This window comes from Sphingomonas natans (assembly GCF_030546695.1).
Taxonomy (GTDB): domain Bacteria; phylum Pseudomonadota; class Alphaproteobacteria; order Sphingomonadales; family Sphingomonadaceae; genus Sphingomonas_I; species Sphingomonas_I natans.
Genome location: NZ_JAUOTP010000010.1, coordinates 104,716 through 130,210, shown reverse-complemented (window position 1 = coordinate 130,210; position 25,495 = coordinate 104,716). Strand labels below are relative to the sequence as shown.

29 protein-coding genes and 1 tRNA gene are annotated in these 25,495 nt (G+C 67.5%); 15 read left to right on the top strand and 15 right to left on the bottom strand.

What is annotated here, in order from left to right; all coding sequences use genetic code 11:
- Window positions 1–5 precede the first annotated feature (5 nt).
- Entirely contained in the window at window positions 6–557 is a 552-nt protein-coding gene (locus tag Q4F19_RS18685; RefSeq protein ID WP_303545899.1) for an outer membrane protein, read from the bottom strand.
- Window positions 558–1,000: 443 nt separating this feature from the next.
- On the opposite strand from Q4F19_RS18685, the gene rplJ reads away from it, so the two are divergent.
- From rplJ to Q4F19_RS18670, 3 genes are all read left to right on the top strand, one after another.
- Complete coding sequence (rplJ, locus tag Q4F19_RS18680; RefSeq protein ID WP_303545897.1) at window positions 1,001–1,516, top strand: 50S ribosomal protein L10; 516 nt, start codon at window positions 1,001–1,003, stop codon at window positions 1,514–1,516.
- A gap of 62 nt (window positions 1,517–1,578) precedes the next feature.
- Window positions 1,579–1,953 (top strand): 50S ribosomal protein L7/L12, encoded by a 375-nt coding sequence (gene rplL / locus Q4F19_RS18675; RefSeq protein ID WP_303545895.1) that lies wholly within the window; start codon window positions 1,579–1,581, stop codon window positions 1,951–1,953.
- Window positions 1,954–2,094: 141 nt separating this feature from the next.
- Window positions 2,095–2,331: a hypothetical protein gene (locus Q4F19_RS18670; RefSeq protein WP_303545894.1), complete on the top strand. Its 237-nt coding sequence runs from the start codon at window positions 2,095–2,097 to the stop codon at window positions 2,329–2,331.
- 276 nt (window positions 2,332–2,607) lie between these two features.
- Here Q4F19_RS18670 and Q4F19_RS18665 read toward each other — a convergent pair whose 3' ends face one another.
- Both Q4F19_RS18665 and purD read right to left on the bottom strand, forming a co-directional pair.
- Window positions 2,608–3,126: a hypothetical protein gene (locus Q4F19_RS18665; protein WP_303545892.1), complete on the bottom strand. Its 519-nt coding sequence runs from the start codon at window positions 3,124–3,126 to the stop codon at window positions 2,608–2,610.
- A gap of 42 nt (window positions 3,127–3,168) precedes the next feature.
- Window positions 3,169–4,485, bottom strand: a complete 1,317-nt coding sequence (purD, locus tag Q4F19_RS18660) for a phosphoribosylamine--glycine ligase (RefSeq protein WP_303545890.1) — start codon at window positions 4,483–4,485, stop codon at window positions 3,169–3,171.
- Here purD and xseA point away from each other — a divergent pair.
- The 3 genes from xseA to Q4F19_RS18645 all read left to right on the top strand — a co-directional run bounded on the left by xseA (window position 4,484) and on the right by Q4F19_RS18645 (window position 7,232).
- A complete protein-coding gene (xseA, locus tag Q4F19_RS18655; protein ID WP_303545888.1) occupies window positions 4,484–5,902 on the top strand; it encodes an exodeoxyribonuclease VII large subunit in 1,419 nt (472 codons plus the stop codon). The two genes, purD and xseA, sit on opposite strands and share 2 nt — an antisense overlap.
- A gap of 233 nt (window positions 5,903–6,135) precedes the next feature.
- Complete coding sequence (locus tag Q4F19_RS18650) at window positions 6,136–6,333, top strand: DUF2093 domain-containing protein (protein ID WP_303546083.1); 198 nt, start codon at window positions 6,136–6,138, stop codon at window positions 6,331–6,333.
- Complete coding sequence (locus Q4F19_RS18645; protein WP_303545887.1) at window positions 6,330–7,232, top strand: M23 family metallopeptidase; 903 nt, start codon at window positions 6,330–6,332, stop codon at window positions 7,230–7,232. The genes Q4F19_RS18650 and Q4F19_RS18645 overlap by 4 nt, the downstream gene beginning before the upstream one ends.
- 64 nt (window positions 7,233–7,296) lie before the next feature.
- Here the strand turns inward: Q4F19_RS18645 and Q4F19_RS18640 are convergent, their stop codons facing one another.
- The 3 genes from Q4F19_RS18640 to Q4F19_RS18630 all read right to left on the bottom strand — a co-directional run bounded on the left by Q4F19_RS18640 (window position 7,297) and on the right by Q4F19_RS18630 (window position 8,367).
- Complete coding sequence (locus Q4F19_RS18640) at window positions 7,297–7,554, bottom strand: GlsB/YeaQ/YmgE family stress response membrane protein (RefSeq protein WP_303545885.1); 258 nt, start codon at window positions 7,552–7,554, stop codon at window positions 7,297–7,299.
- 140 nt (window positions 7,555–7,694) lie between these two features.
- Entirely contained in the window at window positions 7,695–7,994 is a 300-nt protein-coding gene (gene sciP / locus Q4F19_RS18635; RefSeq protein ID WP_303545883.1) for a CtrA inhibitor SciP, read from the bottom strand.
- A gap of 124 nt (window positions 7,995–8,118) precedes the next feature.
- Window positions 8,119–8,367, bottom strand: coding sequence for a hypothetical protein (locus Q4F19_RS18630; RefSeq protein WP_303545880.1), 249 nt, complete (start codon window positions 8,365–8,367; stop codon window positions 8,119–8,121).
- Window positions 8,368–8,465: 98 nt separating this feature from the next.
- Here Q4F19_RS18630 and mnmA point away from each other — a divergent pair, with 98 nt between their 5' ends.
- The 5 genes from mnmA (at window position 8,466) to Q4F19_RS18605 (ending at window position 13,386) form a co-directional block, all read left to right on the top strand.
- On the top strand, window positions 8,466–9,581 hold the full coding sequence (gene mnmA, locus Q4F19_RS18625; RefSeq protein ID WP_303545879.1) for a tRNA 2-thiouridine(34) synthase MnmA: 1,116 nt from the start codon (window positions 8,466–8,468) through the stop codon (window positions 9,579–9,581).
- A gap of 250 nt (window positions 9,582–9,831) precedes the next feature.
- Window positions 9,832–10,170 carry a P-II family nitrogen regulator gene (locus tag Q4F19_RS18620; RefSeq protein WP_303545877.1) on the top strand — a complete coding sequence of 113 codons (339 nt, stop codon included), beginning with the start codon at window positions 9,832–9,834 and terminating at the stop codon, window positions 10,168–10,170.
- Window positions 10,171–10,247: 77 nt separating this feature from the next.
- The gene (glnA, locus tag Q4F19_RS18615; protein ID WP_303545875.1) at window positions 10,248–11,660 is read left to right on the top strand and encodes a type I glutamate--ammonia ligase; all 1,413 of its coding nucleotides are present in this window, start codon (window positions 10,248–10,250) and stop codon (window positions 11,658–11,660) included.
- Window positions 11,661–11,791: 131 nt separating this feature from the next.
- Window positions 11,792–12,868, top strand: a complete 1,077-nt coding sequence (locus tag Q4F19_RS18610) for a catalase family peroxidase (RefSeq protein WP_303545873.1) — start codon at window positions 11,792–11,794, stop codon at window positions 12,866–12,868.
- Window positions 12,865–13,386 (top strand): cytochrome b, encoded by a 522-nt coding sequence (locus tag Q4F19_RS18605; RefSeq protein ID WP_303545871.1) that lies wholly within the window; start codon window positions 12,865–12,867, stop codon window positions 13,384–13,386. The genes Q4F19_RS18610 and Q4F19_RS18605 overlap by 4 nt, the downstream gene beginning before the upstream one ends.
- 13 nt (window positions 13,387–13,399) lie before the next feature.
- Here Q4F19_RS18605 and Q4F19_RS18600 read toward each other — a convergent pair whose 3' ends face one another.
- The gene (locus tag Q4F19_RS18600; RefSeq protein ID WP_303545869.1) at window positions 13,400–14,395 is read right to left on the bottom strand and encodes a serine hydrolase; all 996 of its coding nucleotides are present in this window, start codon (window positions 14,393–14,395) and stop codon (window positions 13,400–13,402) included.
- Between the two features lie 115 nt (window positions 14,396–14,510).
- Complete coding sequence (locus Q4F19_RS18595; RefSeq protein WP_303545867.1) at window positions 14,511–15,263, bottom strand: glycosyltransferase family 2 protein; 753 nt, start codon at window positions 15,261–15,263, stop codon at window positions 14,511–14,513.
- Between the two features lie 140 nt (window positions 15,264–15,403).
- Between Q4F19_RS18595 and Q4F19_RS18590 the strand changes: the two genes are divergently transcribed.
- Window positions 15,404–16,315 carry a DMT family transporter gene (locus tag Q4F19_RS18590; protein WP_303545865.1) on the top strand — a complete coding sequence of 304 codons (912 nt, stop codon included), beginning with the start codon at window positions 15,404–15,406 and terminating at the stop codon, window positions 16,313–16,315.
- A gap of 167 nt (window positions 16,316–16,482) precedes the next feature.
- Here the strand turns inward: Q4F19_RS18590 and Q4F19_RS18585 are convergent, their stop codons facing one another.
- Window positions 16,483–17,400: a hypothetical protein gene (locus tag Q4F19_RS18585; RefSeq protein ID WP_303545863.1), complete on the bottom strand. Its 918-nt coding sequence runs from the start codon at window positions 17,398–17,400 to the stop codon at window positions 16,483–16,485.
- Between the two features lie 156 nt (window positions 17,401–17,556).
- On the opposite strand from Q4F19_RS18585, the gene Q4F19_RS18580 reads away from it, so the two are divergent.
- Window positions 17,557–19,134, top strand: a complete 1,578-nt coding sequence (locus tag Q4F19_RS18580) for a M28 family metallopeptidase (RefSeq protein WP_303545861.1) — start codon at window positions 17,557–17,559, stop codon at window positions 19,132–19,134.
- A 6-nt stretch (window positions 19,135–19,140) separates the two neighbouring features.
- Here Q4F19_RS18580 and Q4F19_RS18575 read toward each other — a convergent pair whose 3' ends face one another.
- The 4 genes from Q4F19_RS18575 to Q4F19_RS18560 all read right to left on the bottom strand — a co-directional run bounded on the left by Q4F19_RS18575 (window position 19,141) and on the right by Q4F19_RS18560 (window position 22,146).
- Window positions 19,141–19,617 (bottom strand): hypothetical protein, encoded by a 477-nt coding sequence (locus tag Q4F19_RS18575; RefSeq protein ID WP_303545859.1) that lies wholly within the window; start codon window positions 19,615–19,617, stop codon window positions 19,141–19,143.
- Between the two features lie 79 nt (window positions 19,618–19,696).
- Window positions 19,697–20,146, bottom strand: a complete 450-nt coding sequence (locus Q4F19_RS18570) for an RrF2 family transcriptional regulator (RefSeq protein WP_303545857.1) — start codon at window positions 20,144–20,146, stop codon at window positions 19,697–19,699.
- Window position 20,147: 1 nt separating this feature from the next.
- Window positions 20,148–22,028, bottom strand: a complete 1,881-nt coding sequence (gene sppA, locus Q4F19_RS18565) for a signal peptide peptidase SppA (RefSeq protein WP_303545856.1) — start codon at window positions 22,026–22,028, stop codon at window positions 20,148–20,150.
- A 44-nt stretch (window positions 22,029–22,072) separates the two neighbouring features.
- Window positions 22,073–22,146, bottom strand: a tRNA-Gly gene (locus tag Q4F19_RS18560).
- Window positions 22,147–22,268: 122 nt separating this feature from the next.
- On the opposite strand from Q4F19_RS18560, the gene Q4F19_RS18555 reads away from it, so the two are divergent.
- A complete protein-coding gene (locus Q4F19_RS18555) occupies window positions 22,269–23,405 on the top strand; it encodes an NAD(P)/FAD-dependent oxidoreductase (RefSeq protein WP_303545854.1) in 1,137 nt (378 codons plus the stop codon).
- Window positions 23,406–23,407: 2 nt separating this feature from the next.
- On the opposite strand, the gene Q4F19_RS18550 is transcribed toward Q4F19_RS18555, so the two are convergent.
- Window positions 23,408–23,839 (bottom strand): nuclear transport factor 2 family protein, encoded by a 432-nt coding sequence (locus tag Q4F19_RS18550; RefSeq protein ID WP_303545852.1) that lies wholly within the window; start codon window positions 23,837–23,839, stop codon window positions 23,408–23,410.
- A 99-nt stretch (window positions 23,840–23,938) separates the two neighbouring features.
- On the opposite strand from Q4F19_RS18550, the gene Q4F19_RS18545 reads away from it, so the two are divergent.
- Window positions 23,939–24,274, top strand: a complete 336-nt coding sequence (locus tag Q4F19_RS18545; protein WP_303545850.1) for a DMT family protein — start codon at window positions 23,939–23,941, stop codon at window positions 24,272–24,274.
- Window positions 24,275–24,278: 4 nt separating this feature from the next.
- Here Q4F19_RS18545 and Q4F19_RS18540 read toward each other — a convergent pair whose 3' ends face one another.
- The gene (locus tag Q4F19_RS18540; protein WP_303546081.1) at window positions 24,279–25,391 is read right to left on the bottom strand and encodes an acyl-CoA dehydrogenase family protein; all 1,113 of its coding nucleotides are present in this window, start codon (window positions 25,389–25,391) and stop codon (window positions 24,279–24,281) included.
- Window positions 25,392–25,495 lie beyond the last annotated feature (104 nt).

The following is a 25,495-nucleotide window of genomic DNA, read 5'->3' as shown; positions in this document are numbered from 1 at the left end:
TCGGCTTAGAAGTGAAAGACGACGCCGGCCATCGGACGGATGCTGTCGAAATCATAGGTATCGATCTGCAGGCGCAGTCGCGCGCCCGCTGGCAGGCTGATCCCGCCGAGGCCGATGTCCTTCGGGCCGACTTCGATGCCGCCGCCATACACCCAATCCTTCTGGTCGCTGAAGCCATGACGGCCGTTGACCCACTGGTAGCCTGCCGAGACGTAGAGCAGGCCGCTCTGCCCTGCGCGGAACCCTGCGCGGCCCTTGGCGCCATATTCCCAATCGATATCCGAGAAGCCCTTGGTCGCGTTGCCTTCGGCGCCGACGAAGAAGGCGCCGAGCGGGACGTTGACGCCGGCGATGCCGCTGATCAGCGCGCCGTTCATCTTCACGCGGCCCGGCGCGGAGCCGAACTCGCTGTCGCGATCGAAGCTGTGATAGCCGCCGAGCACGCCGACATAGGGCTCGATCCCGAAGGCCTTGCTGCCATCCGGTGCGGTTTCCTGCGCCTGCGCGATCGCCGGAAGGGAGACGGCGCACAAAGCGGCGAGGACGAACTTCTTCATTTACGGAAACTCCTGAACTTCAATTAGGTCATCATGTCTGTCCGATCCGATCGAACAGGGACACGCCAAACGGGGCGGTGGCGGCGATGGTTGCTCGCCCGATCTCAAGTTACGGATTTGTGACATATCCGCCACAGGCGCGCGCCCCGCTTGACTTTACAGGCCGGCGCCGCCATTGCGCGCTCGCGTTCGGCCGCCTCTCTGGGGGCAGCCGGCCATCCGTCCGAGACAGCAGGTGAGGGGAATATGCCCCTCTTAATGTCCTGCCTAGACGGGGAAGAGATTTTGCCGGTGGCGCGTGCGATGCTGCTCCGGTCTGCCTGACGGGTTCTGCCCGCTCGGGTCAGGCATCCATTCCCCTTCGGACATATGCCGTCCCGGCTTCGGCGGGGGCGGTTCGATCACGTTCGGCGCATGTCGTGCCGAATGAATGGAGAATGGCAATGGATCGTGCTCAAAAGTCCGAGCAGGTTGCATCGCTGAACCAGGTCTTGAGCGAGACGTCCGTAGTGGTCGTCACGCGCAATCTCGGAATGACGGTGGCCCAGTCCACCCAACTCCGCGTCAAGATGCGGGCAGCGGGCGCCAGCTACAAGGTGACCAAGAACCGCCTTGCCCGCATTGCCGCCGAAGGCACGCCCTACACCTCGCTCAGCGATCTGCTGACGGGGCCGACGGCTTTGTCGACGTCGGTGGACCCGGTCGCGGCCGCCAAGGTCGTCGTCGATTTCGCGAGGACCAACGACAAGTTGGAAATCGTGGGCGGCGCGATGGGCGATACCGTGCTCGACGTCGCAGGCGTGAAGGCGCTTGCCGAACTGCCCAGCCTTGATCAGCTGCGCGCCAAGATCGTGGGCCTCATTCAGGCACCCGCGACCAAGGTCGTCCAGATCGTCCAGGCACCTGCGGGCCAGCTCGCGCGCGTGTTCGCGGCCTATGCGGCCAAGGAAGAAGCATAAACCTGACCTGACCTGGGATCCGGCGAGCGCCGGCGCCCGGGCAATCAACCGGAGTGAATATCATGGCAGACCTCGCAAAGATCGTTGAAGACCTGTCCGCGCTGACCGTCCTCGAGGCGGCCGAGCTCTCGAAGCTGCTCGAAGAGAAGTGGGGCGTTTCCGCCGCCGCTGCCGTCGCTGCTGCGCCCGCCGCTGGCGGCCCGGCTGCTCCGGCTGCTGAAGAGAAGACCGAGTTCGACGTGATCCTCACCGGCGACGGTGGCAAGAAGATCAACGTCATCAAGGAAGTCCGCGCCCTGACCGGCCTCGGCCTGACGGAAGCCAAGACGCTCGTCGAGAGCGCTCCGAAGGCCGTCAAGGAAGGCGTCAGCAAGGACGAGGCCGAGAAGGTCAAGAAGCAGCTCGAAGACGCCGGCGCGACCGTCGAACTCAAGTAAGCTTCGCGGGCGCGCCTGCGCCCACGATCTTGTCGCAAGACAAAAGGGAAGGGCGGTCCGGCGACGGGCCGCCCTTTTCTCGTTCCGGCATGCGGAACGGCGGCATCGGCGCTTCGTTATTTGAGGCGAAGGAGAATGACGATGGCCGACGATACTCTCGCGAACCGCGCTTCCGAAGCTGGTGCTGCCGCCGGTGGTCCCGCCGAAAACGGTATCGACGATGCGACGCTGACCGAAGAGCAGCGCGCCGAAGTCCGCCGCCGCCGGGCGATGGCAAGCGCCGTCGACGATGCCGACGCCAGCCACCAGGGCGGCATGGGCGCACAGGGCGGCGCGGTCGATTTCGGCAAGCCCAAGAATTACGGCCTGCCCGAGTAAAATTGGGGCTGGTTTCGTAGCAGAACGCAGAAGGGCGGTCCGGCGACGGGCCGCCTTTTTCATGCTCAGAAAGTGTGTCGGACGCCCCGTTGCGGAGTACCGTTGCTCCCCATTGCAGATGGGGAGGGGGATCGCCGAAGGCGGTAGAGGGGCCGCCGCAAAGCGGCGGGGAGCGTTCGGGATCTACCCCTCCACCATGCTGCGCCCTTCGGCGACGCTCCGGACAGGCACGGTCCCCCTCCCCATGCTTCGCATAGGGAGGAACGAGGCGGCCAATCAGCCCAGTTTGCCGAACTGTTCCTCGAACGCGGCGGTATCGCCGTTGGCGAGCAGGCGTGCTTGCGCGACCCATTTGTCGCGGACGATGCGGCCCTTGAAGGCACCCATCTGCGCGTCGATCGCCTCGACGTCGCCCTGGTCCCACGCGGCGATCTGCTCGAACGTCGTCACGCCCAAAGTGTGGAGCAGGCTCTCGGCCTTCGGGCCGAGGCCCTTCAGCGTCGTCAGCGCGTCGCCGGTCGGGACCGGCTGGCCCGAGGGGTGGGCGTCGATGCCGATGAACTGATCGACGACATCCTCGACAGCGGCGCTGATCTCGGAGCCGACGCCATGGCCCTCCTCGATAGGGGCGGGCTTCGGGGCGGCAGGCTGCGGAGCCACCTTGGCGAGCGGGGCGACCGTCGGCGCGGCGTTGCGGTCGAACGTCACATGCTGTTTGCGGCTGCGCAGGAGGACGAGAACCAGAAGCGCGATCACCGCGATCACGGCGATGATGATGATCGTCGTCTGGCTCATATTATCCCTGTTCTGATTGCGGCCGCAGGCGGTGGGCTGCCCCTAGCCTCCGTTCATCGGATCGCGCAAGATCGCTTCAGACCCCGCGGCCTCGCGCGCCACTTCGCGCCAGCCGATATCGCTGCGGCAGAAGCCGCTCGGAAAGGCGATGTGCTCGATCGCGGCATAGGCCGCGGCTTGCGCCTCCGCGACCGATTCACCGGTGCCGGTCACCGCCAGCACGCGTCCGCCGCTGGCGACCAGCCCGTCATTCATCCGCTTGGTCCCCGCCTGGAACACGATCGCGCCCGCCGCCTCGGCCGCTTCGATTCCGGCGATGCTGCCGCCCGCCTCCGGCGTACCCGGATAGCCGCGTGCGGCCATCACCACCGTCAGCGCGACGCGCGGGGACAGTTCGGGGACGGGGATTTCCTGCAATCGCCCTTCGGCCACCGCAAGCATCAGGTCGATCAGATCGCCCTCGAAGCGCGGCATCAGCACCTGCGTCTCGGGATCGCCGAAGCGCGCATTATATTCGATCAGCTTGGGGCCGTCGGCGGTCAGCATCAGCCCGGCATAGAGCACGCCCGAATAGGGCGTTCCCGCCTCGGCCATCGCGCGCACGGTAGGGAGGATGATCTCGCGCATCGCCTGCGCCTGCAACTCGGGGGTGAGGACCGGGGCGGGGCTGTAGGCGCCCATGCCGCCCGTATTGGGGCCGGTATCGCCGTCGCCGACGCGCTTGTGATCCTGCGCCGATCCGAAGGGAACGGCGGTGGTGCCGTCGGTCAGCGCGAAAAAGCTCGCTTCCTCGCCGCTCAGAAATTCCTCGATCACGACTTCCGCGCCCGCGCCGCCGAAGGCGCCGTCGAACATGTCGCCGAGTGTGGCCTGCGCCTCGGCGTCCGTCTCGGCGATGACCACGCCCTTCCCCGCAGCCAGCCCATCCGCCTTGATCACGACCGGCAGGCCGAAGCGCGCTAGGCCGGCCTGTGCCTCGGCGAGATCGATGTAGCGGGCATAAGCGGCGGTCGGGATGCCGGCGCGCGCGCACAGATCCTTGGTGAAGCCCTTCGATCCTTCCAGCTGCGCCGCCGCCTTGTCGGGTCCGAAGACGAGCACGCCATCCGCGCGCAGCCGATCGGCGAGGCCCGCCACCAAAGGCTGTTCGGGCCCGACCACGACCAGCCCGACATTCTCGTCGCGCGCAAAGGCGACGATCGCCTCTATATGGGCAGGGTCGAGATCGACGATCTCGGCGTGCTGGGCGATACCCGGATTGCCCGGCGCGGCGTAGAGCGTGGTCAGGCGCGGCGATTGCGCGAGCTTCCAGGCGAGCGCATGTTCGCGGCCGCCCGAACCGATGAGCAGGACTTTCATGGCGACGATCCCCGATGCGAACGGCCGGCTGCTAGCCGAGGAAGCGCCGGGCGACAATTCACCCGCGCTCTCGGTCTCGGAGCTGTCGGGCGCGCTCAAGCGATCGGTGGAGGATGCGTTCGGCCATGTCCGCGTGCGCGGCGAGATATCGGGCTTCAAGCGCGTCGGCTCCGGGCATTGCTATCTGACCCTGAAGGACGATCGCGCCTGCCTCGATGCGGTCGTCTGGAAGGGCACGCCGCTCGCCTTCCGCCCCGAGGACGGCGCCGAGGTCATCGCCACCGGCCGGCTCACGACCTTCCCTGGCCGATCGCGCTACCAGATCGTGATCGAGCGGATGGAGCTGGCGGGGCAGGGCGCGCTGATGGCGCTGCTCGACCAGCGCCGCCGCGCGCTCGCCGCCGAGGGGCTGTTCGATCAGGCACGCAAGCGGGCGCTGCCCTTCTTGCCGCGCAAGATCGGCGTCGTCACCTCGCCCACCGGCGCGGTGATCCGCGATATCCTTCACCGGCTCGAGGATCGCTGCCCGAGCCATGTGATCGTCTGGCCGGTCGCGGTGCAAGGCGAGGGGGCTGCGGCGCAGGTCGCCGCCGCCGTGCGCGGTTTCGCGGCTCTGCCCGAGCCGCCCGACCTCATCATAGTCGCGCGCGGCGGGGGCTCGATCGAGGATCTGTGGGCGTTCAACGAGGAGATCGTCGTCCGCGCGGTCGCCGATTCGCCGATCCCGACCATCTCGGCGGTTGGCCATGAGACGGACGTGACGCTCTGCGATTTCGCCGCCGACGTCCGCGCGCCGACGCCGACAGCCGCCGCCGAGATGGCGGTGCCGGTGCGGGCGGACCTTCTGGACAGCGTCCAGCAACTCTGGCTGCGCACGGGCCGCTGCGCGCGGCGCTATCGAGAGCATGGCGCCGAGCGGCTTGCCGTGGTCGCGCGCCGCCTGCCCGTGCCCGAGCGGCTGCTCGCTCCCCAGCGCCAGCGGCTCGACGATACCGGCGAGCGGCTGCCGCGCGCTCTGTCCGGCCGTGTGTCCGAGGCGCGGCGCGAACTCGCCGATGCCGCGGGCGCGCTGCGTCCCGCCTTGCTGGAGGCGCGGCTGGTGCGGGCGCGCGAGAAACTTAGCGGCCTGCGCCTGCGCCCCGCGCTCGTCGCGGCGCGGATCGAGACCGATCGCCGCCGCTTGGCGCAGACGTGGCGGCTGATCGAACAGCTCAATCCCGAGCGGGTCCTCTCGCGCGGCTACGCCTGGGTCGAGGATCGCAAGGGCGGGGTCGTGACGACGGGCACCGCCGCGCGCGCTGCGGGCGCGGTGACGCTCGTTTTCGCGGGCCAGGATCGCGTCGACGTGCAGGTGGAGGGCGCTGCGCCGAAGCCGCGTGCGCCACGCAAGCCGCCGGAGCAGCCTACTTTGCTGTGATCCCATCCAACCCGTCATTCTGAACTTGTCTCAGGATCCATGGCCCGCAATCTCAACCGGAGCTCCGGTGGAAAGCTCGGTTCATGGATCCTGAAACGAGTTCAGGATGACGCTGTGGTTCGGCTCGGCCGGGGCGAAGCGAGTCTTCGCCGCGTTCAAATGCCGCCGGGTGCTTGCCGATCGGGCCACAGCCGCCCTATCTCTCTGCGGAACATACAAGAAGGTGCATGACGATGCTGATGGCGCAGGGCCGGCCGGCCCGCTTGCACTATATGGCCAACAATTTCCGCGTGCTGGCGGCGGGCGATCATGTCGTCTGCGCGCAATCGGGCGCGCGCGTCTCGCTGGAGGAGCTGCGCTATTGGAGCGTGCTCCGCCAGGAGCCTTATGCGACCTGCGAGCTTTCGACCCGCGCGGAGCACGCCGCTTGAGGCGCGCCGTCGCGCTCGCCACGATCCTTCTGCTGGCCAGTTGCGAGGGGCGGCCGACCGTCTCGGGGCCGGGCACGCCTCCGCCATCGGCTGGCCAGCCGATCGCCCCGCCGCCGCCGCGCATCGTCCCTGGCTCGCAGTTCGGCCTGACCGGCGAGATGACGCAAGGCACGCTGCTGCGCGGCACCGCACCGACCGGCACCGCATTGCTCCTGCTCGACGGCAAGCCCGTCCGCGTCGCGCCTGACGGCAGGTTCATCCTCGGCATCAATCGCGACGCCGGGCCGAGCGCGCTGCTCGAGGCGCGGCTGCAGGATGGGCGGCTGCTCCAGGCGCCGCTCAGCATTAGCAAGCGCGCATGGGACATTTCAAACCTGTCGACGCTGGCAATGGGGACCAGCCCGAGCCCCGCCTACCAGAAGATCCGCGCGGCCGAGCTCGTCCAGATCAACGCCGCCAAGACGCTGAATGCGGACAGCGACGGATGGCGCCAGCCGATGATGTGGCCGACCAGCGGGCGGATCAGCACGCTGTTCGGCTCGCAGCGTATCTACAAGGGCGGGGTCCCGGGCGCCTATCATGGCGGGATCGATATCGCCCGCCCGATCGGCACGCCGGCATTGGCACCGGCCGACGGCGTCGTCGGCCTTGCGACCGCAGCGCCGTTCAGCCTGGAGGGCAATCTCGTGATGATCGATCATGGCTTCGGGCTGATCAGCGCGATCATGCATCTGTCGCGGATCGACGTGAAGACGGGCGATCATGTGCGCAAGGGGCAGGTGATCGGGCTCGTCGGCAAGACCGGGCGGGCGACGGGGCCGCACCTCCACTGGGGGCTGACCTGGTATGGCGCGCGGATCGATCCCCTGCTCGTCGCCGGGCCGATGCCGCAGGGCTAGCGCGCACGAAAAAGCCCGCCCCGGCTTGGCCGGAGCGGGCTCGTTTCTTCGGGCTTGGGTTCGCTTAGCGAACCGTGCCGCGACGGACCAGGTTGACGATCGCCAGCAGGATGATGGCGCCGACCAGCGAGGTCAGGAAGGTGTAGAGGTTGAGGCCGGCATTGTTGATCGTGCCGCCGGTGAAGATCAGACCGCCGATGAAGGCGCCGACAATGCCGACGACGACATTAAGAAGAATGCCCTGCTGCGCGTCGGTGCGCATCACAATGCTTGCGAGCCAGCCGACGACGCCGCCAATGATCAGCCAAAGAATAAGTCCCATGTAATCCTCCATCCGCCACCGCGCCTCTCCGTCGTGGCGGGCGGTGCTGGAAGGTTAGACGCACTGGGGGCGAAACGGTTCCGCGCCGGGACTTGGCAAACCGTGATTTGCGCGATCCGTGTTACGAATCGCGCGCATCGTCAGAAGCGCTGCTGCCGTTCGTAGAGCGACTTGTAATGCTGGATGCGCGTGACGCGCAGCCCGGGCATGCCCGAACGCTCCACCGCGCGCTTCCAGCTGGCGAACTCCTCCATCGTCAGATCGTAGCGTGCGCACACCTCCTCGAAGGTGAGCATGCCGCCGTCGACGGCGGCGACGACCTCTGCCTTGCGGCGGACGACCCATCGGGTCGTGCCGGGCGGAGGGAGGGAGTCGAGGGTCAGTTTTTCACCCAGCGGCCCGACGACCTGCGCCGGCCGGATTTTCTGATTCTCTATCATTTCGGTCCCTGTACCTTGCCGATCGACAGCGCGCCGATCAGGTGACGTTTCCTGGGAACGGGGTTTAGGGGCGGCGATTCAACGAAGCTTGAAATGCCACGGTTAAGAAGACGGTCATGTTTGATCACGCGCCATCCTCCGGCTTGGGGGCGTCGGTATTGAAGCGATGGCCGAGCGCCTCGGCGGATGCCTCGAGCTCGGAATCGCTGGCGAAAAGCGCATGCAGCGCGGCGTGCTGATCGGGCAGGACCGGACGCGGGCCATTGGCACGCGCGGTCGGAGTCGATGCCTGTGCGGCGACGAGGGCGGCCCTGAGCATAGAGTAATCGGGCGCGATTTCGGTCGCGCCTTTCATCCCAAGTGAAATCTTCATCATGCCCGCCTTCCGTCCATCCCATTTTACGGCGGCGCGGCGCGTCCCTTTAGGCTTGCTGGCCTGCGTTCGCCGCTTGCGCTAAGGGCCGGGCCATCATGCAGATCGATTTCCAGCTCGGTGCAAAGGCGGGGCGCCCGCGGATCGTCGTTGCCATGTCGGGCGGGGTCGACAGCTCGGTTGTGGCCGCGCTCGCGGCGCGCTCGGGCGCGGAGACGATCGGCGTGACGCTGCAGCTCTACGATCATGGTGCCGCGGTCGGCCGCGCGGGCAGCTGCTGCGCCGGCCGCGACATCGCCGATGCGCGTGCGGTCGCCGACCGGCTCGGCATCGCCCATTATGTGATCGATCGCGAGACAAGCTTTCGGGAAAGCGTCATCGATCGCTTCGCCGACGATTATCTGGCCGGGCGCACGCCGATCCCCTGCGTGCGCTGCAATCAGGGCGTGAAGTTCACCGATCTGCTGGGACTTGCGCGCGAGCTCGGCGCCGATTGCCTCGCCACCGGCCATTATGTCCGCCGCATCGAAGGGCGCGATGGGCCGGAGTTGCACCGCGCGATCGATCCCGCGCGCGACCAGAGCTATTTCCTATTCGCGACCACGCCCGCCCAGCTCGATTTCTTGCGCTTCCCGCTCGGCGGCATCGAGAAGGCCGAGGTCCGCGCGATCGCCGCCGAACTGGGCTTGGGCGTCGCGCTGAAGCCCGACAGCCAGGACATCTGCTTCGTGCCCGACGGCGATTATGCCGGGCTCGTCGCCAAACTGCGTCCCGAAGCCGACGCACCGGGCGATATCGTCGATCTCGCCGGACGCCTGCTCGGGCGTCATCCCGGCATCACGCGCTTCACCGTCGGCCAGCGCCGCGGGATCGAGATTGGCGGGCAGAGCGAGCCGCTCTACGTGATCCGGATCGAGCCCGAGACGAAGCGGCTCGTCGTCGGCCCGCGTCGCGCACTCGCCGTCGCCGCGGCGTCCGTGTCCGATCTCAACTGGCTGGGCGGCGAGGCCGATCCCCTGCGGCTTATCACCGCCAAGGTCCGCTCGCTCGCCAAGCCCGTGCCCGCGACCTTCGACGGCACCTCAGTCCGCTTCGCAGCGCCCGAATATGGCGTCGCGCCTGGGCAGGCGGCCGTGTTTTACGATGGCGATCGCGTGCTCGGCGGCGGCTGGATCGAGACGACCGAGCCGGCGCTGGATCTGGCCGCCGCCTGAGATCGTATGTGCGGCTCGACTCCGCGCCGGAGTCGTCCGCAGTTCGGTTCATCGGGTTGACAGCCGCGCGGAAACGGCCGCGAATGTTGCTGCAAAAGTGGGCAATATTGCGCCGGATTGCACGATCTGTAAGCATCGCCCGGAGCATGTGCCGCTTTCCGCCGCGCCCGGCTTGCCAGTCCGCGAATGGCACGCTTATTGAAGCTCTTGCTGCGTCCGACGGCGCATGCTCGCGTCCGGGGAGGGACGGGTGAAGAAAGTCGAAGCGATCATCAAGCCGTTCAAGCTGGATGAGGTCAAGGAAGCGCTGCACGACGTGGGCGTCTCGGGGATCACCGTCCTCGAAGCCAAGGGGTTCGGCCGCCAGAAGGGCCATACCGAGCTCTATCGGGGCGCCGAATATGTCGTCGATTTCCTCCCCAAGGTGAAGCTCGAGATCGTCGTCGAGGACAGCCTCGCCGATCGCGTCGTCGAGGCGATCCAGAATGCGGCGCAGACGGGCCGCATCGGCGACGGCAAGATCTTCGTCAGCACGATCGATACGGTCGTGCGGATCAGAACCGGGGAGAGGGATGCCGACGCGATCTGATACGATCGCGCGAAGGCACAAGCGGCCAACGGGCCGCGACAGGTTTACCGGAATTCCAAAGCGGGAAGGGCTATCTCATGGCGAACAAGGCGTCCGACGTTCTCAAGATGATCAAGGACAAGGAGATCGAGTGGGTCGATCTTCGCTTCACCGATCCCAAGGGCAAGTGGCAGCATCTGACGATGGTCGCCGGCGTCGTCGGCGACGGCGAGCTCGAAGACGGCTTCATGTTCGACGGCTCGTCGATCGAGGGCTGGAAGGCCATCAACGAGAGCGACATGATCCTCAAGCCCGATCTGGACGCTGTCTGGGTCGATCCGTTTTCGGCCACGCCGATGCTGATCCTGGTCTGCGACATCGTCGAGCCTTCGTCGGGCGAGCTGTACAGCCGCGATCCGCGCTCCACCGCCAAGCGCGCCGAGGCCTATGTCTCCACGCTCGGCGTGGGCGACACCGTCTATGTCGGGCCGGAAGCCGAATTCTTCATGTTCGACAACGTCCAGTTCGATAACACCTACAGCCAGTCCTTCTACAAGATCGACGATATCGAGCTGCCGACCAACACCGGCCGCGAATATGAAGGCGGCAATCTGGGACACCGTCCGCGCGCCAAGGGCGGCTATTTCCCGGTCGCGCCGGTCGATCCCGCCACGGACATCCGCGGCGAGATGGTCTCGACGATGCTGGAAATGGGCCTGCCCTGCGACAAGCACCACCACGAAGTCGCGGCCGCGCAGCACGAGCTGGGCCTGACCTTCGGCACGCTCGTCCAGACCGCCGATCGCATGCAGATCTACAAGTATGTCGTGTGGAACGTCGCCAATGCCTATGGCAAGACGGTGACCTTCATGCCGAAGCCGATCGCCAAGGATAACGGCTCGGGCATGCACACCCACATCTCGATCTGGGACAAGGGCAATCCGCTGTTCGCCGGCAACGGCTATGCGGGCCTCAGCGACATGTGCCTGTACTTCATCGGCGGCGTCATCAAGCACGCCAAGGCGCTCAACGCCTTCACCAACCCGACCACCAACAGCTACAAGCGGCTGGTGCCGGGCTATGAGGCGCCCGTGCTGCTCGCTTATTCGGCCCGCAACCGCTCGGCCTCGTGCCGCATCCCTTATGGTGCGGGCGCCAAGGCGAAGCGCGTCGAGTTCCGCTTCCCGGACGCGATGGCCAATCCGTATCTCTGCTATGCGGCGTTGCTGATGGCCGGTCTCGACGGCATCGAGAACAAGATCCACCCCGGCGAGGCGATGGACAAGAACCTCTATGATCTGCCGCCGGAAGAACTGGCCGAGATCCCGACCGTAGCGGGCTCGCTGCGCGAAGCGCTCGACAGCCTCAAGGCCGACCACGCCTTCCTGACCAAGGGCGGCGTGTTCACCGAGGACCAGATCGAGGCCTATATGGAGCTGCTGTGGCCCGACGTGTACCGTTGGGAAATGGCGCCGAGCCCGGTCGAGTTCGACATGTACTATTCCTACTGATCCCTTGGGATCAGCCGGAAAAAGGAGGGCGCCCGCAGCAATGCGGGCGCCCTTTTCGTTGATGCGCGATGAGGCTCGCGCCGTCACCTTGTCATGCTATGACGGCCGCGAACCGATCGGGAGATTGAGCAGTGGCCGTACCGATCAGGATCTTGCCGCGCCTTGCGCTCATCGCTGCCTTGCTCGCGGCGCTGGCGCTGATCTTCGCTTGGGTAGGCGGCTGGATCGGTCGCGGGCGGATCAGCGGCGCGGCCGTCGCCGATGTGCTGCAGGCGGCCAATGGCAAGGTCTATCCGGGCTTTCGGCGCGCGCATGCAAAGGGGCTGTGCGTCTCGGGACATTTCGATGCGAACGGCGCCGGAGCCGTGCTGTCGCGCGCGGCGCTGTTCCAGCGCGGCTCCTATCCGGTCATCGGCCGCGCCTCGACGGGCGGCGGCGATCCGATCTCGGCGGACGGCCGCCCGGTCTTCCACGCGCTCGGCCTGCGCTTCGCGCTGCCGCAGGGTGAGGAATGGCGGATGGCGATCGATCACACGCCGATCTTCGTCGTCTCCAACCCCGCCGATTTCGTTGCGCTCCAGCAGGCGAGCATTCCCGATCCCAAGACCGGCAAGCCCGATCCGGCGAAGATCGGACCGTTTGTCGCGAGCCACCCGGAGACCGCCGCGTTCCTCGCTTACATGAAGACCGCGCCGCTGCCGTCGAGCTTCGCCAACGGCCCCTATTATAGCATCAACGCCTTCCGCTTCCTCGATGCGGCGGGCACGAGCCGCGCGGTCCGCTGGCAGTTCGAGCCGGAGGCACCGTTTACCGAGCTCGACAAGGCGACGCTGGACAAGCGGCCCAAGGATTTCCTGTTCGATGAACTGCTCGCGCGGGTGAAGCAGGGGCCGATCCGCTGGCGCATGATCCTCGTCGTGGCCAATCCGGGCGACCGGACCGACAATGCCACGATCCGCTGGACGGGGCCGCACAGGCAAATCGACGCGGGCACGCTCGTCCTCGATGCCGCGACGACCGAGGCGGCCGGCAATTGCCGCGATTACAATTACGATCCGCTGATCCTGCCGAAGGGCGTGGCCGCGTCGGACGATCCGTTGTTGCCCGCGCGTTCCGCGGCCTATGCCGCTTCATTCCGGCGCCGCGCACTCGAAGGGCCCAAGCCCGACGCGATCACGCTCGATTATCAGCAGGGGAAGACACTGTGACGCCCCGTTTCGCTCTCCCCGCCCGTATCCTCCACTGGCTGATGGCGGCGCTCATCCTGGCGATGCTGCTGATCGGCGCGGGGATGCTCTCGACGACGACCGCGCGCTATCCGGAGCTGCTCGCCTGGCACCGGCCGATCGGCCTTGGCATCCTGATCCTCGCGCTGATCCGGCTGGCGGTTCGCCTGATGCACCGCCCGCCGCCGCTGCCGGCGGATCTCCCGCCGCTGCAGGTCGCCGCCGCCAAGGGCTCACACTATCTGCTCTACGCGCTGATGATCGCGATGCCGCTGATCGGCTGGGCGATGCAGTCGGCGGGCGGCTATCCGGTCACGATCTGGAAGGGCTTCGTGCTGTTTCCGATCCTGCCGCACGACATCGTCGTCTATGGCCTGCTGCGGGCGGCGCACGGGCTGCTCGCCTACGCCTTCTTCCTACTGATCCTCGGCCATATCGGCGCGGCGCTTTTCCACGCGCTGGTCCGCCGTGACGGCGTGTTCGAAAGCATGGCTGGTTGACGATCCGGGCGCGTCAGCTCGTCGCCCCGAAATGATCGTAGAGGATGCGCGAGAGCTGCGCGATCTTGCGATCGTGAGCGCGCGCGCCGCCACCGCCCGTCTCGAAGATCGCCACCGCCAGTTCGTGGCCGTTGGGCAGGCCGATGACGCCGACATCGTCGGTGATGCCGTTCATCGTCCCGGTCTTGTGCGCGACGGGCGTGCCCGCGGGTAGCAGGCCCCGGATCCGGTACGGACCCGTCCGGCAGCGCGCCATCACCCCGAACAGATAAGCGGTGCGCTCGCGATCGAGCAGCTCGCCGTTGCGCAGCTTGGCGAGAAGCGCGACCATCGCCTCGGGCGTCGAGCTGTCGCGCGTGTCGCCGACCGGCGCGGCGCGCGGCACCGAGACGGTGATCCAGTGACGCCGCCGTCCCTTGCCGACGCGGATCTGCTTCTTCGACTCATGATCGCGCAGCAGCTCGGCGATCGAGCGATCGACGCGCTGGCCGCTGATCCCCGCATTCTCCAGCCAGCCGCCCAAGGCGCGCGTGCCGCCGATCGCGGCGAGAAGCGTGTCGGCGGCGGCATTGTCGCTGCGGATGAGCATCAGATCGAGCAGCTCCGCGCCCGAAAGCGAGCGGCCGTGGAGCCGCATGTCGCCGAGGCCGCGGGCGAGGCGCGCCTGTGCCGGTGATAGCCCGTAACTGGCGCCGAGCGACAGCCGCCCCTGCTGGACGCCGTGGAGGAAGGCAGCGGCGATCGCGACCTTCACCGTGCTCGCCATCGGGAAATGCTGATCGCCATTAACGGAGACCATGTCGCCGGTCGTGATGTCGATCGCGGCGAGGCCGACGCGCGCCGATCCGCTGCGCGCCTCGGCATCGAGCTTCGAACGCAGCATCGCCAGCGTCGGCACGTTGCGCGCAAGCGATGGGGGATCGAGCCGGGTCCGTTCGGGAACGCTGTCGCCATGCGCGGGCATGCCGATCGTCGCGGCCGCCACCGCTGCCAGCAACAGCCCCCTCACTGATCCTCCCGACCCATGCCCCATTCGTATCGAGTGCGAGTCCGCGCGCAAGAGAGACTTCGGTCTTATGTCGCGGCGCGCGGTCCGTCCGGCGCACGCCGCTCATCGATTTTCGCTAGATCGTCACGTAGCTGAGCGGCCAGAAGCCCATCGCGCTCACGCACTGGGTGACGCCGTCGCCCGTCGCCAGAAAATCGAGCGCGGGGGTGAGTTCGCCTGCATCCTTCGCGCCTTCCGGCACCGGCCAGCCGGCTGAGAGGAAATGCTGGCGATATTGCGTCTGGAAGGCGAGCGTGCGCTGGCCCGTCAGCGAGATGGCGAGCTTGCGGTGGAGCAGGCCGGCGAGGAACACGCGGTCGCAGATCGGCGACAGGATCTTGGGCATCGAGAGCCAGACGGGGAGGCTTTCGAAGCCGGAGCGGTGGATCAGCAGGCAGCTCGTGTCGACATGGCGGAGCGCCTCCTCGTCGGGCTCGCGAATCGGCAGCTGCGCACCCGTCGCATCGTGGAAGGTGCGCAGCGAAACGCAGACCGGGCTGCGCGTCTGTTCCCACAGCGCGACGAGCGAGCGCAGATGCCCCTCATGATACCAATTGTCCGCATCGAGAAAGGCGATGAAGTCATGGCCTTCGCTCGCCGCGAGCAGCCCGCCCAGGCCGCGCGGCGTATTGCCATTGTCGCCATGCGATCGCGGCAGCTTCACATGGCCGACCGGCCAGCCGTCGATCGCATCGAGCGCGTGCCCGTCGGCGACCATGAGATGATCGACGGGCAGGCCCTGCGCGATCACGCTCCGGTGGCAGCGCTCGAGCATCGCGAGCGGCTCGCGGTAATAAGGCGTGATCACGGCGATGCGAGGCTCGGGCATCACGGGAGAAGGGCATTTTAAGCCGCCCGCTGTCCATCTCCTTTTTCGAGGCACGTCCGCGCTTTTTGGCGATGCAAAGCGACCGCTGGGTCGGTAATGGCTCTCGCGACGGAAGGTCGGAGCTCGCTGCCCGGATCAACGTGACGACGGGCGCATCGATGTTCCAATTGCTCTGGATCCCCGCGACGATCGCGGCCTCCATCTTCCAGGTCGGGCGCAATGCGCTCCAGCGCGGAATCATGAGCGAGACCGGGCCGTGGGGCGCTACCCTCGTCCGCTTCCTGTTCGGCCTGCCTTTCTCGATCCTGTTCGTCGGCATCGCGCTCCTGCTGTCTTCGGGCGTCGCGTTCCAGTTCGGCGCGCACTTCTGGGTATCGGCCGTCGCCGGCGCGCTCAGCCAGGTGCTGGCGACCGCCGCCCTGCTCGTCGCGATGCACCGCGCGGGTTTCGCGGTCGGCACCGCGCTCCAGCAGAGCTCGCTGCCGCTTGCCGCCCTGCTCGGGCTGATCGTCTATCACGACACGATGAGCGGAATCGCCTGGGTCGGCGTCGCGATCACGACCGCGGGGCTCGCGGTGCTGACCTGGCCGTCGCGCCGCGCGACGGGCCCGCAGCCGATTTCGGGCGCGGCCTTCGGCATCCTGTCGGGCCTGCTGTTCGGCTTCTCACTGAACGCCTTCCGCCAGGCGACGCTCGCGCTCGAGCCGCATCATCCGATGGTCTCGGCGCTCGCCAGTGTCGCGATCGTCCAAGCGATGCAGGCCGTGGGCTTGTCGCTGATCCTCGCGATCTGGGATCGCAGGGCGCTGCGGGCGGTCGCCATGAGCTGGCGGCGGTCGCTCGGCGCGGGCTTCTGCGGCGCCTGCGCATCGGCGGGCTGGTTCGTCGCGCTGGCTCTGTCGCCCGCCGGCCCGGTGCGCGCGCTCGGCGTGATCGAGGCGCCGGTCGCGGCGCTTGCCGGCCATCGGCTGTTCCGCGAGCGGCTCTCGGCCACGCAGATCCTCGCGGGCGCAGCGGTCGCGATCGGCGTGGTGCTGACGACGCTCTATTGAGCGCTCGGCCGGGGCATTCCCCAACCCGTTCGTGCTGAGCCTGTCGAAGCACCGTCCTTTTTGCCGCCGTCGAAAGAAGGACAGCACCCTTCGACTGCCTGCCAAGGCAGGCGCTCAGGACAGGCTTCGACAAGCTCAGTGCGAACGGCGAAAATTAAAACGGTCTGCTACAGCACCCCGATCGCCCCGAGATCGGCGAGCCGGCTCGTGAAGGTATGCGTGCCGGTGTGGGTGAGGACCATCCACGGGCAGAGCCACACCTTCATTCCCGCCGCGCGCACCTCGCGGCAGAAGGCATAATCCTCCGAGATGTGCGATCCGCTATAGCTGCCCATTTCCTCGTCGCTGTCGAGGAAGGCCAGCATCTCGGCGGGTGTCGCCTCGGGAAAGCGCGTGAGATACGCCTTGATCTCGTCGCGCAGATGGCCCTGCTTGGTGTCGATCTCGGTCTCGAAAAATGCGTGCATCTCGGTTGCGCCTTCGCCCGCCGCGGCGACGCTGCCCGGCCCGTAGGTGCGCGTGGGATAGACATCGCGATAGCGTTCGAACGTGGCACGCCGGATCATCATGAAGCCCGTACCCGCCTTCGTCACCTCCACCGGCCGGTCGATCGGAAAGCTCGTATCGTGCGCGGGATGGATCGCGACCCGGCTCGACGTGCGCGCGAGCAAGGCGGCGTCCGCGTCGCCCGCGCCCGCCTTGGCGGCGGTGCGCACCACCGCCCAATCCAGCCGCTTAAGCGGATAGGGCGCGGCGACGACGTCGTAGGTCCGCTCGCCCGCATCCTGCATCTGCAGCGCGAGCATGTGCAGCGCATCGCGCGCGTCGAAGCCGATGTCCGCATCGATGAAGAGCAAGGCGTCATGGCCCGAGCGCAGGAATTCGTCGACCGTGATGTTGCGCGCCTTGGTGACGAGCGCCTCGTGGCTCAGGAAGTAGAAGCGCAGCCCGATGTCGAGCTGCGCGCACAAGGCGGTCAGCTGCGTGATCGCGAAGGCGAAGGCGGAGGTGCAGGTCCCGTCGTACATCGGCGTGCCGACGAACAGATTCTTCCCCTTCAGGCGCTTCAGGTCGAAATCGGGCATGAACAGGCTGCTCCGGCGGGAATGCGGTCGTCTCCGGCAAGCGTGGCATGTCCGCCGATCGATCGTCACGCGGAAAAGCATGTTCCTCGGCAAGGGGGCCTTCCCTTGGCCGCCCCCCTCGGCCATCCTCGCGCCGCTCGATCTTCCGGAGACCCCATGCGCCGCACCCTCGCTCTTGCCGCTTCCTTGCTTGCTGCCACCGCGGGCGTGTCCGCGACGCGGGGCGAGCAATGGTGGGCGCATGTCCAGGTGCTCGCCGCCGATGACATGAAGGGCCGGATCACCGGATCGCCCGATCATCTGCGCGCCGCCGATTATGTGATCGGCAAGCTCAAGGCGCTGGGGCTCGAGCCCGCCGGCGTCAACGGCTTCCTCCAGCCCGTCGCCTTCACCGAGCAGAGGATCCTCGGCGCGGAGACCAAGGCGTCGCTGGAAGGACCGGACGGATCGGTGCCGATCGGCGTGCCCGATGCAATGATCGTGTCGGGGGGCGGTGGCGCCGCACGCGAGGCGATCGACGCGCCTCTGGTGTTTGCGGGTTATGGCTTGCGCATCCCCGAGGCCAAGCATGACGATTTCGCCGGGCTCGACGTGAAGGGCAAGATCGTCGTCGTCATCGCCGGCGGCCCCTCCACCATCTCCGGCGCGCTCAAGTCGAATGCGCGGTCCGAGCGGACCAGATATCTGGCGGAGAAGGGCGCGCTCGGGATCATCGCCTTGACCCCGCCCAAGCAAATCGAGATTCCTTGGCCGCGGCGGATGCTCGTCGCGTCGCAACCGGCGATGTTCCTGGCCGATCCGGCGCTGCGCGACATCAAGACGCCCTTCTTCTCGGCGATGTTCGACACGGCCAAATCGGAGCTGCTGTTCAAGGGCTCGGGTCATAGGTTCGAAGAGGTCGCGGCGCTCGCCGACGCCTCGAAGCCCGTCGCCGGCTTCGATCTGGCGCAGCGCCTGAAGGTCAAGGTCGCCGCGCAGCGCCGCGACGTGATGTCGGCCAATGTCGTCGCGCGGATGCCCGGCTCCGATCCGGCGCTGAGGTCGGAGAATGTCGTCGTCTCCGCGCATCTCGACGGGCTCGGCGTCGGCGAGCCGATCAAGGGCGACACGATCTACAATGGCGCGATGGACGATGCCTCGGGCGTCGCTACCGTGCTGGAGATCGCCGCCAAGCTGAAGGCCGAGGGCGCCAAACCCAAGCGCTCGATCCTGTTCCTGTTCGTCACCGCCGAGGAGAAGGGCCTGCTCGGCTCGCGCTACTTCGCCAGCCGCCCGACCGTGCCGGCCAAGTCGATCGTCGCCGATCTCAATTTCGATATGCCGCTGCCCTTGTGGCCGCTGGAGACCGTGCTCGTCCTCGGCGCCGAGGAGAGCAGCCTCGGCGAGGTCGCCAAGGCGGTCAGCGTCGCGCAGGGGCTGCCGCTCGTGCCCGATCCACTGCCGGACCGGAACAGCTTCACCCGCTCCGACCAGTTCAGCTTCATCCGCCAGGGCATACCCGCGGTCGCGTTCAAGTTCGGCTTCGCGCGCGGCACGCCGCAGGAGGCGATCGAGAAGGAATGGCGCGCGGTCCGCTACCATTCGCCGTCCGACGATGTGGATCAGCCGGTCGAGAAGGAAGAAGCGGTCAAGCTCAACGATTTCGTCGCGGAGATGGCGCTGCGCGTCGCCAACGGCCCTGCGCGCCCGACCTGGAATGCGGACAGCGCGTTCAAGAAGTTCGTGAGGCCCTGACGAGCTTCAGCGATAGGTTTCGGACACGTCCAGCTTGAGCCCCTGCAGCGCGGTGACGCGCGGGCCGGTGCAGACGGGAGCGGCGATGAGCCGCATCCATTTGGGGCGGCCGTCCGCGCCGCGGATTGCGGCATCGAGGATGAAGCCGCGCCTGTGGCGGATCGCATAAGCCCGCAACTTCTCCATCGCCGCGCGCGATCCCTCGCCATAATAGCCGACCGTCTCGGCGCGCGTAAGCTTGGCGCCTCGCGGTAGCCCGAACAGGTCGAAAACCTGATCCGACCAGGTTAGACTATTGTCGGTCAGGTCGCAGGACCATTGCCCCATGCCCTCGCGGACGACCGCGTCGCGATCGCTCCGGCTGATCGGCGAGAAAGCGCGTTCGAACGCCCTGGGCTCGCACATCAATCCGAGATCGAAGCGCTGGTCCTGCTCGAACAAGGGCCAGCTATGATGCAGTTCCAGCGGGGCGTGTGGGCGCAAGATCGGTCCTCGACGACGAAGGATCGTTGCTAGAGCCGCGAGCGTTACTAATCTACGTTTCTTCGCGGCTGCCGGCTAATCATTCCGCCGGGGCGAGTTCCGGCACCACGCAGAAATCGTCGCTCGTCGCATCGGCCAGCGTGCGGTTGTCGAGCACCGAGACGAGCTGCTCGCGCGCCTCCATCATTACCCGCCGCAGCGCGCAGGCGCCCTCGTCGGGACAGTCGCGGCAGGGCCGGTAGAATTTCTGGCTCGCGCAGCCGATCAGCGCGAGCGGCCCCTCGATCGATCGGATGACCTGCCCGAAGGTGATCTCGGCCGGCGGACGCGTCAGCACATAGCCGCCGCGCGGTCCGCGCGTGCTGTTGACGAATCCGTTTCGCTTGAGGTCGACGAAGATCGCTTCGAGGAATTTGCGCGGCACGTTCGCCTCGGCCGCGATCGAGACGATCGGCTGCGGCCCGACCCGATTGCACGACGCCAGATGCAGCAATGCCTTCAGCGCATAGCGGCTGTGCTGCGACAGCATCCTAGCGGCCGAGGCGCGCCAGCAGCCCCGGCAACAGGGCGCGGACCGCGGCAGGATCGGGCGGGGTGGTCGCGCCGCCGCATTCGAGGCAGCGGACCTGCACGACCGGGCCGGACAGGATCGCGCTCGCATCGGTCAGCGCGCGCAGTGCTGCGGTCTGCGGCGCGCGGGCGATGCGCGCGAGCGGATCGACCACCGCATCGGCGTCGCCCTCGGGCTTGCGCTCGGTCCAGTCGCGCAGCAGCGCCTTGTACGGATTGGGCTCGCGCTCGATCCAGCGCGGGCGTGCATCCGCGCCGCTCAGCTTCGCAGCGGAGGCGGCGAAGGCGATCGCGTCGTCGATCCCGCCGAAGCGATCGACCAGCCCCAGCTGGCGCGCGGTGCCGCCCGCCCAGACATGGCCCTGGCCGATCTCGTCGACATGTTGCGGCGTCATGTGCCGCGCCGCGCCGACGATGTTCATGAAGCGCGCATAGGTGCTCGTGATGCTGCCCTGGATCAGCCGGTCGACCGTGGGCGAGGTGCCGCGCAAGACGTCGGGCTGGCCCGAGAGCGGCGTCGTCGCGACCCCGTCGGCCGACAGTCCGATTTTGGCGAGCGCACCCTCGAAGGTCGGGATCAGCGCGAACACGCCGATCGATCCGGTGATCGTCGCAGGGTCCGCGAACACCGCCTGGCCCGGGGTCGATACCCAATAGCCGCCCGAGGCCGCGACCGAGCCCATCGAGACGATGATCGGCAGGCCTTGCGCCTTCGCCTCGAGGATCGCGCTGCGGATCCGCTCGGAACCGGTCACCGATCCACCAGGCGAATCGACGCGAATAACGAGCGCCTTGATGCGCTTCTTGCCGAGCTCGTCGGTCAGCAGCCGGGCGATCGTCTCGCCGCCCGCCGTGCCCGGACCGCGCTCGCCATCGACGATCTCGCCGGCGATCGTCAGCACGCCGACGCGGCCCGCCGCGCTTTCCGGATGCGCGGCGAGGTAGCGATCGAGCGGCAGAGCCTGATAGTCGCCGGGCCGGTTGGTCGTGGCCGCACCCGCGATCGCCGCGACGCGCCGGCCGAACGCGATGCGGTCGCCCAATTGGTCGACAAGCCCGGCATCGGTCGCGGCCTTGCCCGTATCGTTGCCCGCGCGTTCCAGCGAACCTGCCGGATCGGAAATGTAGGCCGCCAGCTTCGCCTTGGGCCGCGCCTTCGAGACTTCCTCGCCCCAGCGCGCCCACAGACTGTCGGCCAGCGCCTGGTTGGCCTGCTTCGCCTCGGGCGATTGGTCGGCGCGGATATAAGGCTCGCCAGCCGACTTGAAGCGGCCGACGCGATAGAGGTGCGCGGTCACGCCGATCTTGTCGAGCAGGCCCTTATAGTAAAGTTGCGAGCCGCCCCGGCCGGCGAGGAACACCGCGCCGAGCGGATTGAGCCACACTTCGCTGGCATGCGCGGCGAGCTGGTAGCCGTCATCGGCATAGCCGGTCGCATAGACGAGCACGGGCTTGCCGCCGCGGCGCACCGCATCAATCGCCTCGCCCGTCTCGGCAAGCGCGGCCTGCCCGCCGCCCGCGAAGCGATCGAGATCGAGCACCACCGCCTTCACGTTCGCGTCGGTCGAGGCGACGCGCAGTGCGCGGACCACGTCGCGCAGCCGATATTCGCGCGTCGCAGGACCATTGCCCGAGAGCACGGCAAGCGGATCGGCATCGGCGGGCTGCTCGACGATCGTCCCGTCCAGCTTCAGCACGAGTGCGCCGGAGGTCGGGATTGCGGGGTTGGGGCGTACCGAGAGCGCCGCGAACAAAGCTGCGAAGAACAGCAGGAGCAGGAGCAGGACGAGCGCGTCCTTGATCCCCACGAGCAGCCGCCAGAAGCCCTTCACGACGCGCATCGCTGTCTCCGCATCGCGAGCGTCGCAGCCGTCCACCGGGATAGTGGAGCGGGTGAAGGGAATCGAACCCTCGTCGTAAGCTTGGGAAGCTTCTGCTCTACCATTGAGCTACACCCGCGGATCGGCGGATTCCGCGATAATCCTCGACCGCCCATATTCCAACGGCCAGCCCAGGAGAGTTGCGAATTAGCCGCCCCCTGCGCGGCTGGCAAGCGGCACGGCCCGTGCTTAAGGTGGGGCATGCGGCAAACGGATATCGTGGTGATCGGCGGCGGGATCGCCGGGCTTTCGGCGGCGATGCGCTTCGGCAAGCGCGCGCGGGTGGTGGTGATCGAACGCGAGAGCGCGCTCGGCTATCATTCGTCGGGGCGCAGCGCGACCTTCTGCCATTACGGCATCGGCGACGCGACCGTGCGCGGGATGACCGCGGCCAGCCGACCCTTCTTCGAGGCGCCGCCGGAGAGATTCGTCGAAGGCGCGCTGTCGCTCGCCAAGCCGGCCTTGTTCATCGCCACCGCAGAACTGCTCGGCGAACTGCGCGCGCTGGAAGGCGAGATGGCGCGCTTCACCGATACGATCACGCGCGTCGGCCCCGCCGAGATGCGCGACATCGTCCCCGTGCTGAAGACGGGCGCAGACGGCATCGTCGAGGGATTGCTCGACACGAGCGGGCGCAAGCTGGACAGCGATCTGCTGCTCCAGGCCTATGCGAGAGCGGTGCGCGCAGGCGGCGGCGAGGTCGTTACCGACGCCGGCGCGATCGCCGTGCGGCGCGACGGAGCGCGCTGGATCGTCGAGACGGCCGGTGAAAGCCTCTCCGCCGGGATCGTCGTCAATGCCGGCGGCGCGTGGGCGGATGCGATCGCGATCGACGCGGGCGTGCGCCCGCTCGGGCTCCAGCCGATGCGGCGCACGATTATCGGCTTCGATCCGCCGCCGGGGCTCGACATAGCGGCCTGGCCCTTCACCAAGACGGCGGGCGACGAGGGCTTCTACATGCTGCCCGATGCCGGGCGGCTGCTCGCCTCGCCGATGGACGTGACCCCGACCGAGCCGACTGACGCACAGCCCGAGGATTATGACGTCGCGCTCGCGGCGTGGCGCGTGGAGGAGGCGACGACCCTCGAAGTCGGCCGCGTGAAGACGAAATGGGCGGGGCTGCGCACCTTCACCGCCGACAAGGTGCCGACCGCGGGCTTCGCGCCCGATGCGCCGGGCTTCTTCTGGCTGGCGGGGCAGGGCGGTTACGGCCTCCAGACCGCGCCGGCGATGGCGCTCGCGGCAGAGGCCTTGCTGTTCGGCGATGCGTGGCCGGAGCAACTGGCAGCGTTCGGCGTGCGTCCGGAGCAGGTGATGCCCGACCGGCTCTTCGCCTGATCTCAGGCGCCGCACCCCGTCGTCCGCGTCGACCAGCTGAGGTTCGTGATCTTCCACTGGCCGGAAATCCGGGTCAGCTGAAAATGGTCGATGCCGCAATGGTGGACCTTGCCGTCGATGCGGAACGTGTACCGCCCCCAGACCATCGCGATATCGCCATCGACGCGCAGGATCGTGTCGCCGAGCTTTTCCTCATACGTCTCTGGCGCGGGCTTGATCGCCTCCGCGAACTGCGCCCAGCTCAGCTGACGCACCGATCGCGTCCCGTCCTCCTTCTCGGTCGCGACGGTCGCGCCGCCCGTGCCCCACGTCTGCGCGAGGATCGCCTGGCCGTTGTGCGCGGCCAATGCGGCGAAGGTCGCCTCGACGGGCGCGAGCACCGCGGCGCGATCAGCGGCGGTCAGCGCGGCGGCGGCGAACAAGGAGAGCAGCATGGCGAATATATCCTCCGTCGAAAGACGGTCAGGCTATGGGACGCACGTGCCGGAGGGAAGCCATTGGCGGCACGGGCGGTCGGCCGCTAAAGCCGCTCCATGCCGACGATCCTGCTCCTCCTCGTCTCGAACCTGTTCATGACCACCGCCTGGTACTGGCACCTGAAGGGCGGAATGAACAAGCCGCTGGCGCTTGTGATCCTGATCAGTTGGGGCATCGCCTTCGTCGAATATTGCTTCGCGGTCCCCGCCAACCGGATCGGCTTCGCGTCGGGCTGGTCGGCCGGGCAGCTCAAGATCGTGCAGGAGGCGCTCGCCCTGATCGTCTTCGGCGGCTTCATGGTGCTCGTGCTCGGCGAGCCACTCCACTGGCGCCACGCCGCCGCCTTCCTGTGCATCATGGGCGCGGTCGCGTTCCTGTTCGTGGGGCGCTGAGCGCTCATCCGCCGATCAGCTCGCGGCCGATCAGGAAGCGGCGGACTTCGTTCGTGCCCGCGCCGATATCGAGCAGTTTCGCGTCGCGCAGATAGCGCTCGACCGGCCAATCCTTCGTGTAGCCCGCGCCGCCCAGCGCCTGTACCGCCTCGTTGGCGACCTTCACCGCATTCTCGCTGGCGAGCAGGATCGCCCCCGCCGCATCGTGGCGCGTCGTCCGCCCCGCATCGCACGCTTTCGCCACCGCATAGACGTAAGCGCGCGACGAATTGAGCGCGACCGCCATGTCCGCGACCTTCGCCTGCATCAGCTGGAAGCTGCCGATCGGCTGCCCGAACTGTTTGCGCTCGCGCACATAAGGCAGCACCACGTCGAGGCACGCCTGCATGATGCCGAGCTGGATGCCCGCAAGCACGACGCGCTCATAATCCAGCCCCGACATCAGGATCCGCACGCCCGCGCCGATCTCGCCCATCACGTTGGCATCGGGAACGAAGCAATCGTCGAACACGAGCTCGGCGGTCGGCGATCCGCGCATCCCCATCTTGTCGATCTTCTGGCCGATCGCGAAGCCCGCCATGCCCTTCTCGATCAGGAACACGCTGATCCCCTTCGATCCCGCTTGCGGATCCGTCTTGGCATAGACGACGAGCGTGTCCGCCTCGCCGGCATTGGTGATCCAGAACTTCGTGCCGTCGAGCCGCCACCCGCCCTCGGCCTTCCGTGCGCGCAATGTCATCGAGACGACGTCCGATCCCGCGCCCGCTTCGGACATCGCCAGGCTGCCGACATGCTTGCCCGAGATCAGCTTGGGCAGATAGAGCGCCTTCTGCTCGGGCGATCCCCAGCGGCGGATCTGGTTGATGCACAGATTGGAGTGCGCGCCGTAGGACAGGCCGATCGAGGCCGAGGCGCGCGCCACTTCCTCACAGGCAATGACATGCTCGAGATAGCCGAGCCCGAGCCCGCCATCCTCTTCCGCCACGGTGATGCCGTGCAGCCCGATCGCGCCCATGTGCGGCCACAGATCGCGCGGGAAAGCGTCGTCGCGATCGATCCGCGCGGCGATCGGCGCGATCCGATCGGCGGCGAAGCGCGCGGTCGTCTCGCGGATCATGTCCGCCGCCTCGCCCAACGCGAAATCGAGGGCTGCAACCGCCACTATCTGCTCTCCAAATTTCCGGTGCTTCGCGCGAGCGCCTTACGCCCCTATAGACCCGC

Bases quoted from the DNA above. Each gene is read 5' to 3' on its own strand.
- Q4F19_RS18685 (WP_303545899.1), bottom strand. From the start codon at position 557: ATGAAGAAGTTCGTCCTCGCCGCTTTGTGCGCCGTCTCCCTTCCGGCG.
- rplJ (WP_303545897.1), top strand. From the start codon at position 1,001: ATGGATCGTGCTCAAAAGTCCGAGCAGGTTGCATCGCTGAACCAGGTC.
- rplL (WP_303545895.1), top strand. From the start codon at position 1,579: ATGGCAGACCTCGCAAAGATCGTTGAAGACCTGTCCGCGCTGACCGTC.
- Q4F19_RS18670 (WP_303545894.1), top strand. From the start codon at position 2,095: ATGGCCGACGATACTCTCGCGAACCGCGCTTCCGAAGCTGGTGCTGCC.
- Q4F19_RS18665 (WP_303545892.1), bottom strand. From the start codon at position 3,126: ATGAGCCAGACGACGATCATCATCATCGCCGTGATCGCGGTGATCGCG.
- xseA (WP_303545888.1), top strand. From the start codon at position 4,484: ATGGCGACGATCCCCGATGCGAACGGCCGGCTGCTAGCCGAGGAAGCG.
- purD (WP_303545890.1), bottom strand. From the start codon at position 4,485: ATGAAAGTCCTGCTCATCGGTTCGGGCGGCCGCGAACATGCGCTCGCC.
- Q4F19_RS18650 (WP_303546083.1), top strand. From the start codon at position 6,136: ATGCTGATGGCGCAGGGCCGGCCGGCCCGCTTGCACTATATGGCCAAC.
- Q4F19_RS18640 (WP_303545885.1), bottom strand. From the start codon at position 7,554: ATGGGACTTATTCTTTGGCTGATCATTGGCGGCGTCGTCGGCTGGCTC.
- sciP (WP_303545883.1), bottom strand. From the start codon at position 7,994: ATGATAGAGAATCAGAAAATCCGGCCGGCGCAGGTCGTCGGGCCGCTG.
- Q4F19_RS18630 (WP_303545880.1), bottom strand. From the start codon at position 8,367: ATGAAGATTTCACTTGGGATGAAAGGCGCGACCGAAATCGCGCCCGAT.
- mnmA (WP_303545879.1), top strand. From the start codon at position 8,466: ATGCAGATCGATTTCCAGCTCGGTGCAAAGGCGGGGCGCCCGCGGATC.
- glnA (WP_303545875.1), top strand. From the start codon at position 10,248: ATGGCGAACAAGGCGTCCGACGTTCTCAAGATGATCAAGGACAAGGAG.
- Q4F19_RS18595 (WP_303545867.1), bottom strand. From the start codon at position 15,263: ATGCCCGAGCCTCGCATCGCCGTGATCACGCCTTATTACCGCGAGCCG.
- Q4F19_RS18585 (WP_303545863.1), bottom strand. From the start codon at position 17,400: ATGCCCGATTTCGACCTGAAGCGCCTGAAGGGGAAGAATCTGTTCGTC.
- Q4F19_RS18580 (WP_303545861.1), top strand. From the start codon at position 17,557: ATGCGCCGCACCCTCGCTCTTGCCGCTTCCTTGCTTGCTGCCACCGCG.
- Q4F19_RS18570 (WP_303545857.1), bottom strand. From the start codon at position 20,146: ATGCTGTCGCAGCACAGCCGCTATGCGCTGAAGGCATTGCTGCATCTG.
- sppA (WP_303545856.1), bottom strand. From the start codon at position 22,028: ATGCGCGTCGTGAAGGGCTTCTGGCGGCTGCTCGTGGGGATCAAGGAC.
- Q4F19_RS18555 (WP_303545854.1), top strand. From the start codon at position 22,269: ATGCGGCAAACGGATATCGTGGTGATCGGCGGCGGGATCGCCGGGCTT.
- Q4F19_RS18550 (WP_303545852.1), bottom strand. From the start codon at position 23,839: ATGCTGCTCTCCTTGTTCGCCGCCGCCGCGCTGACCGCCGCTGATCGC.
- Q4F19_RS18545 (WP_303545850.1), top strand. From the start codon at position 23,939: ATGCCGACGATCCTGCTCCTCCTCGTCTCGAACCTGTTCATGACCACC.
- Q4F19_RS18540 (WP_303546081.1), bottom strand. From the start codon at position 25,391: ATGATCCGCGAGACGACCGCGCGCTTCGCCGCCGATCGGATCGCGCCG.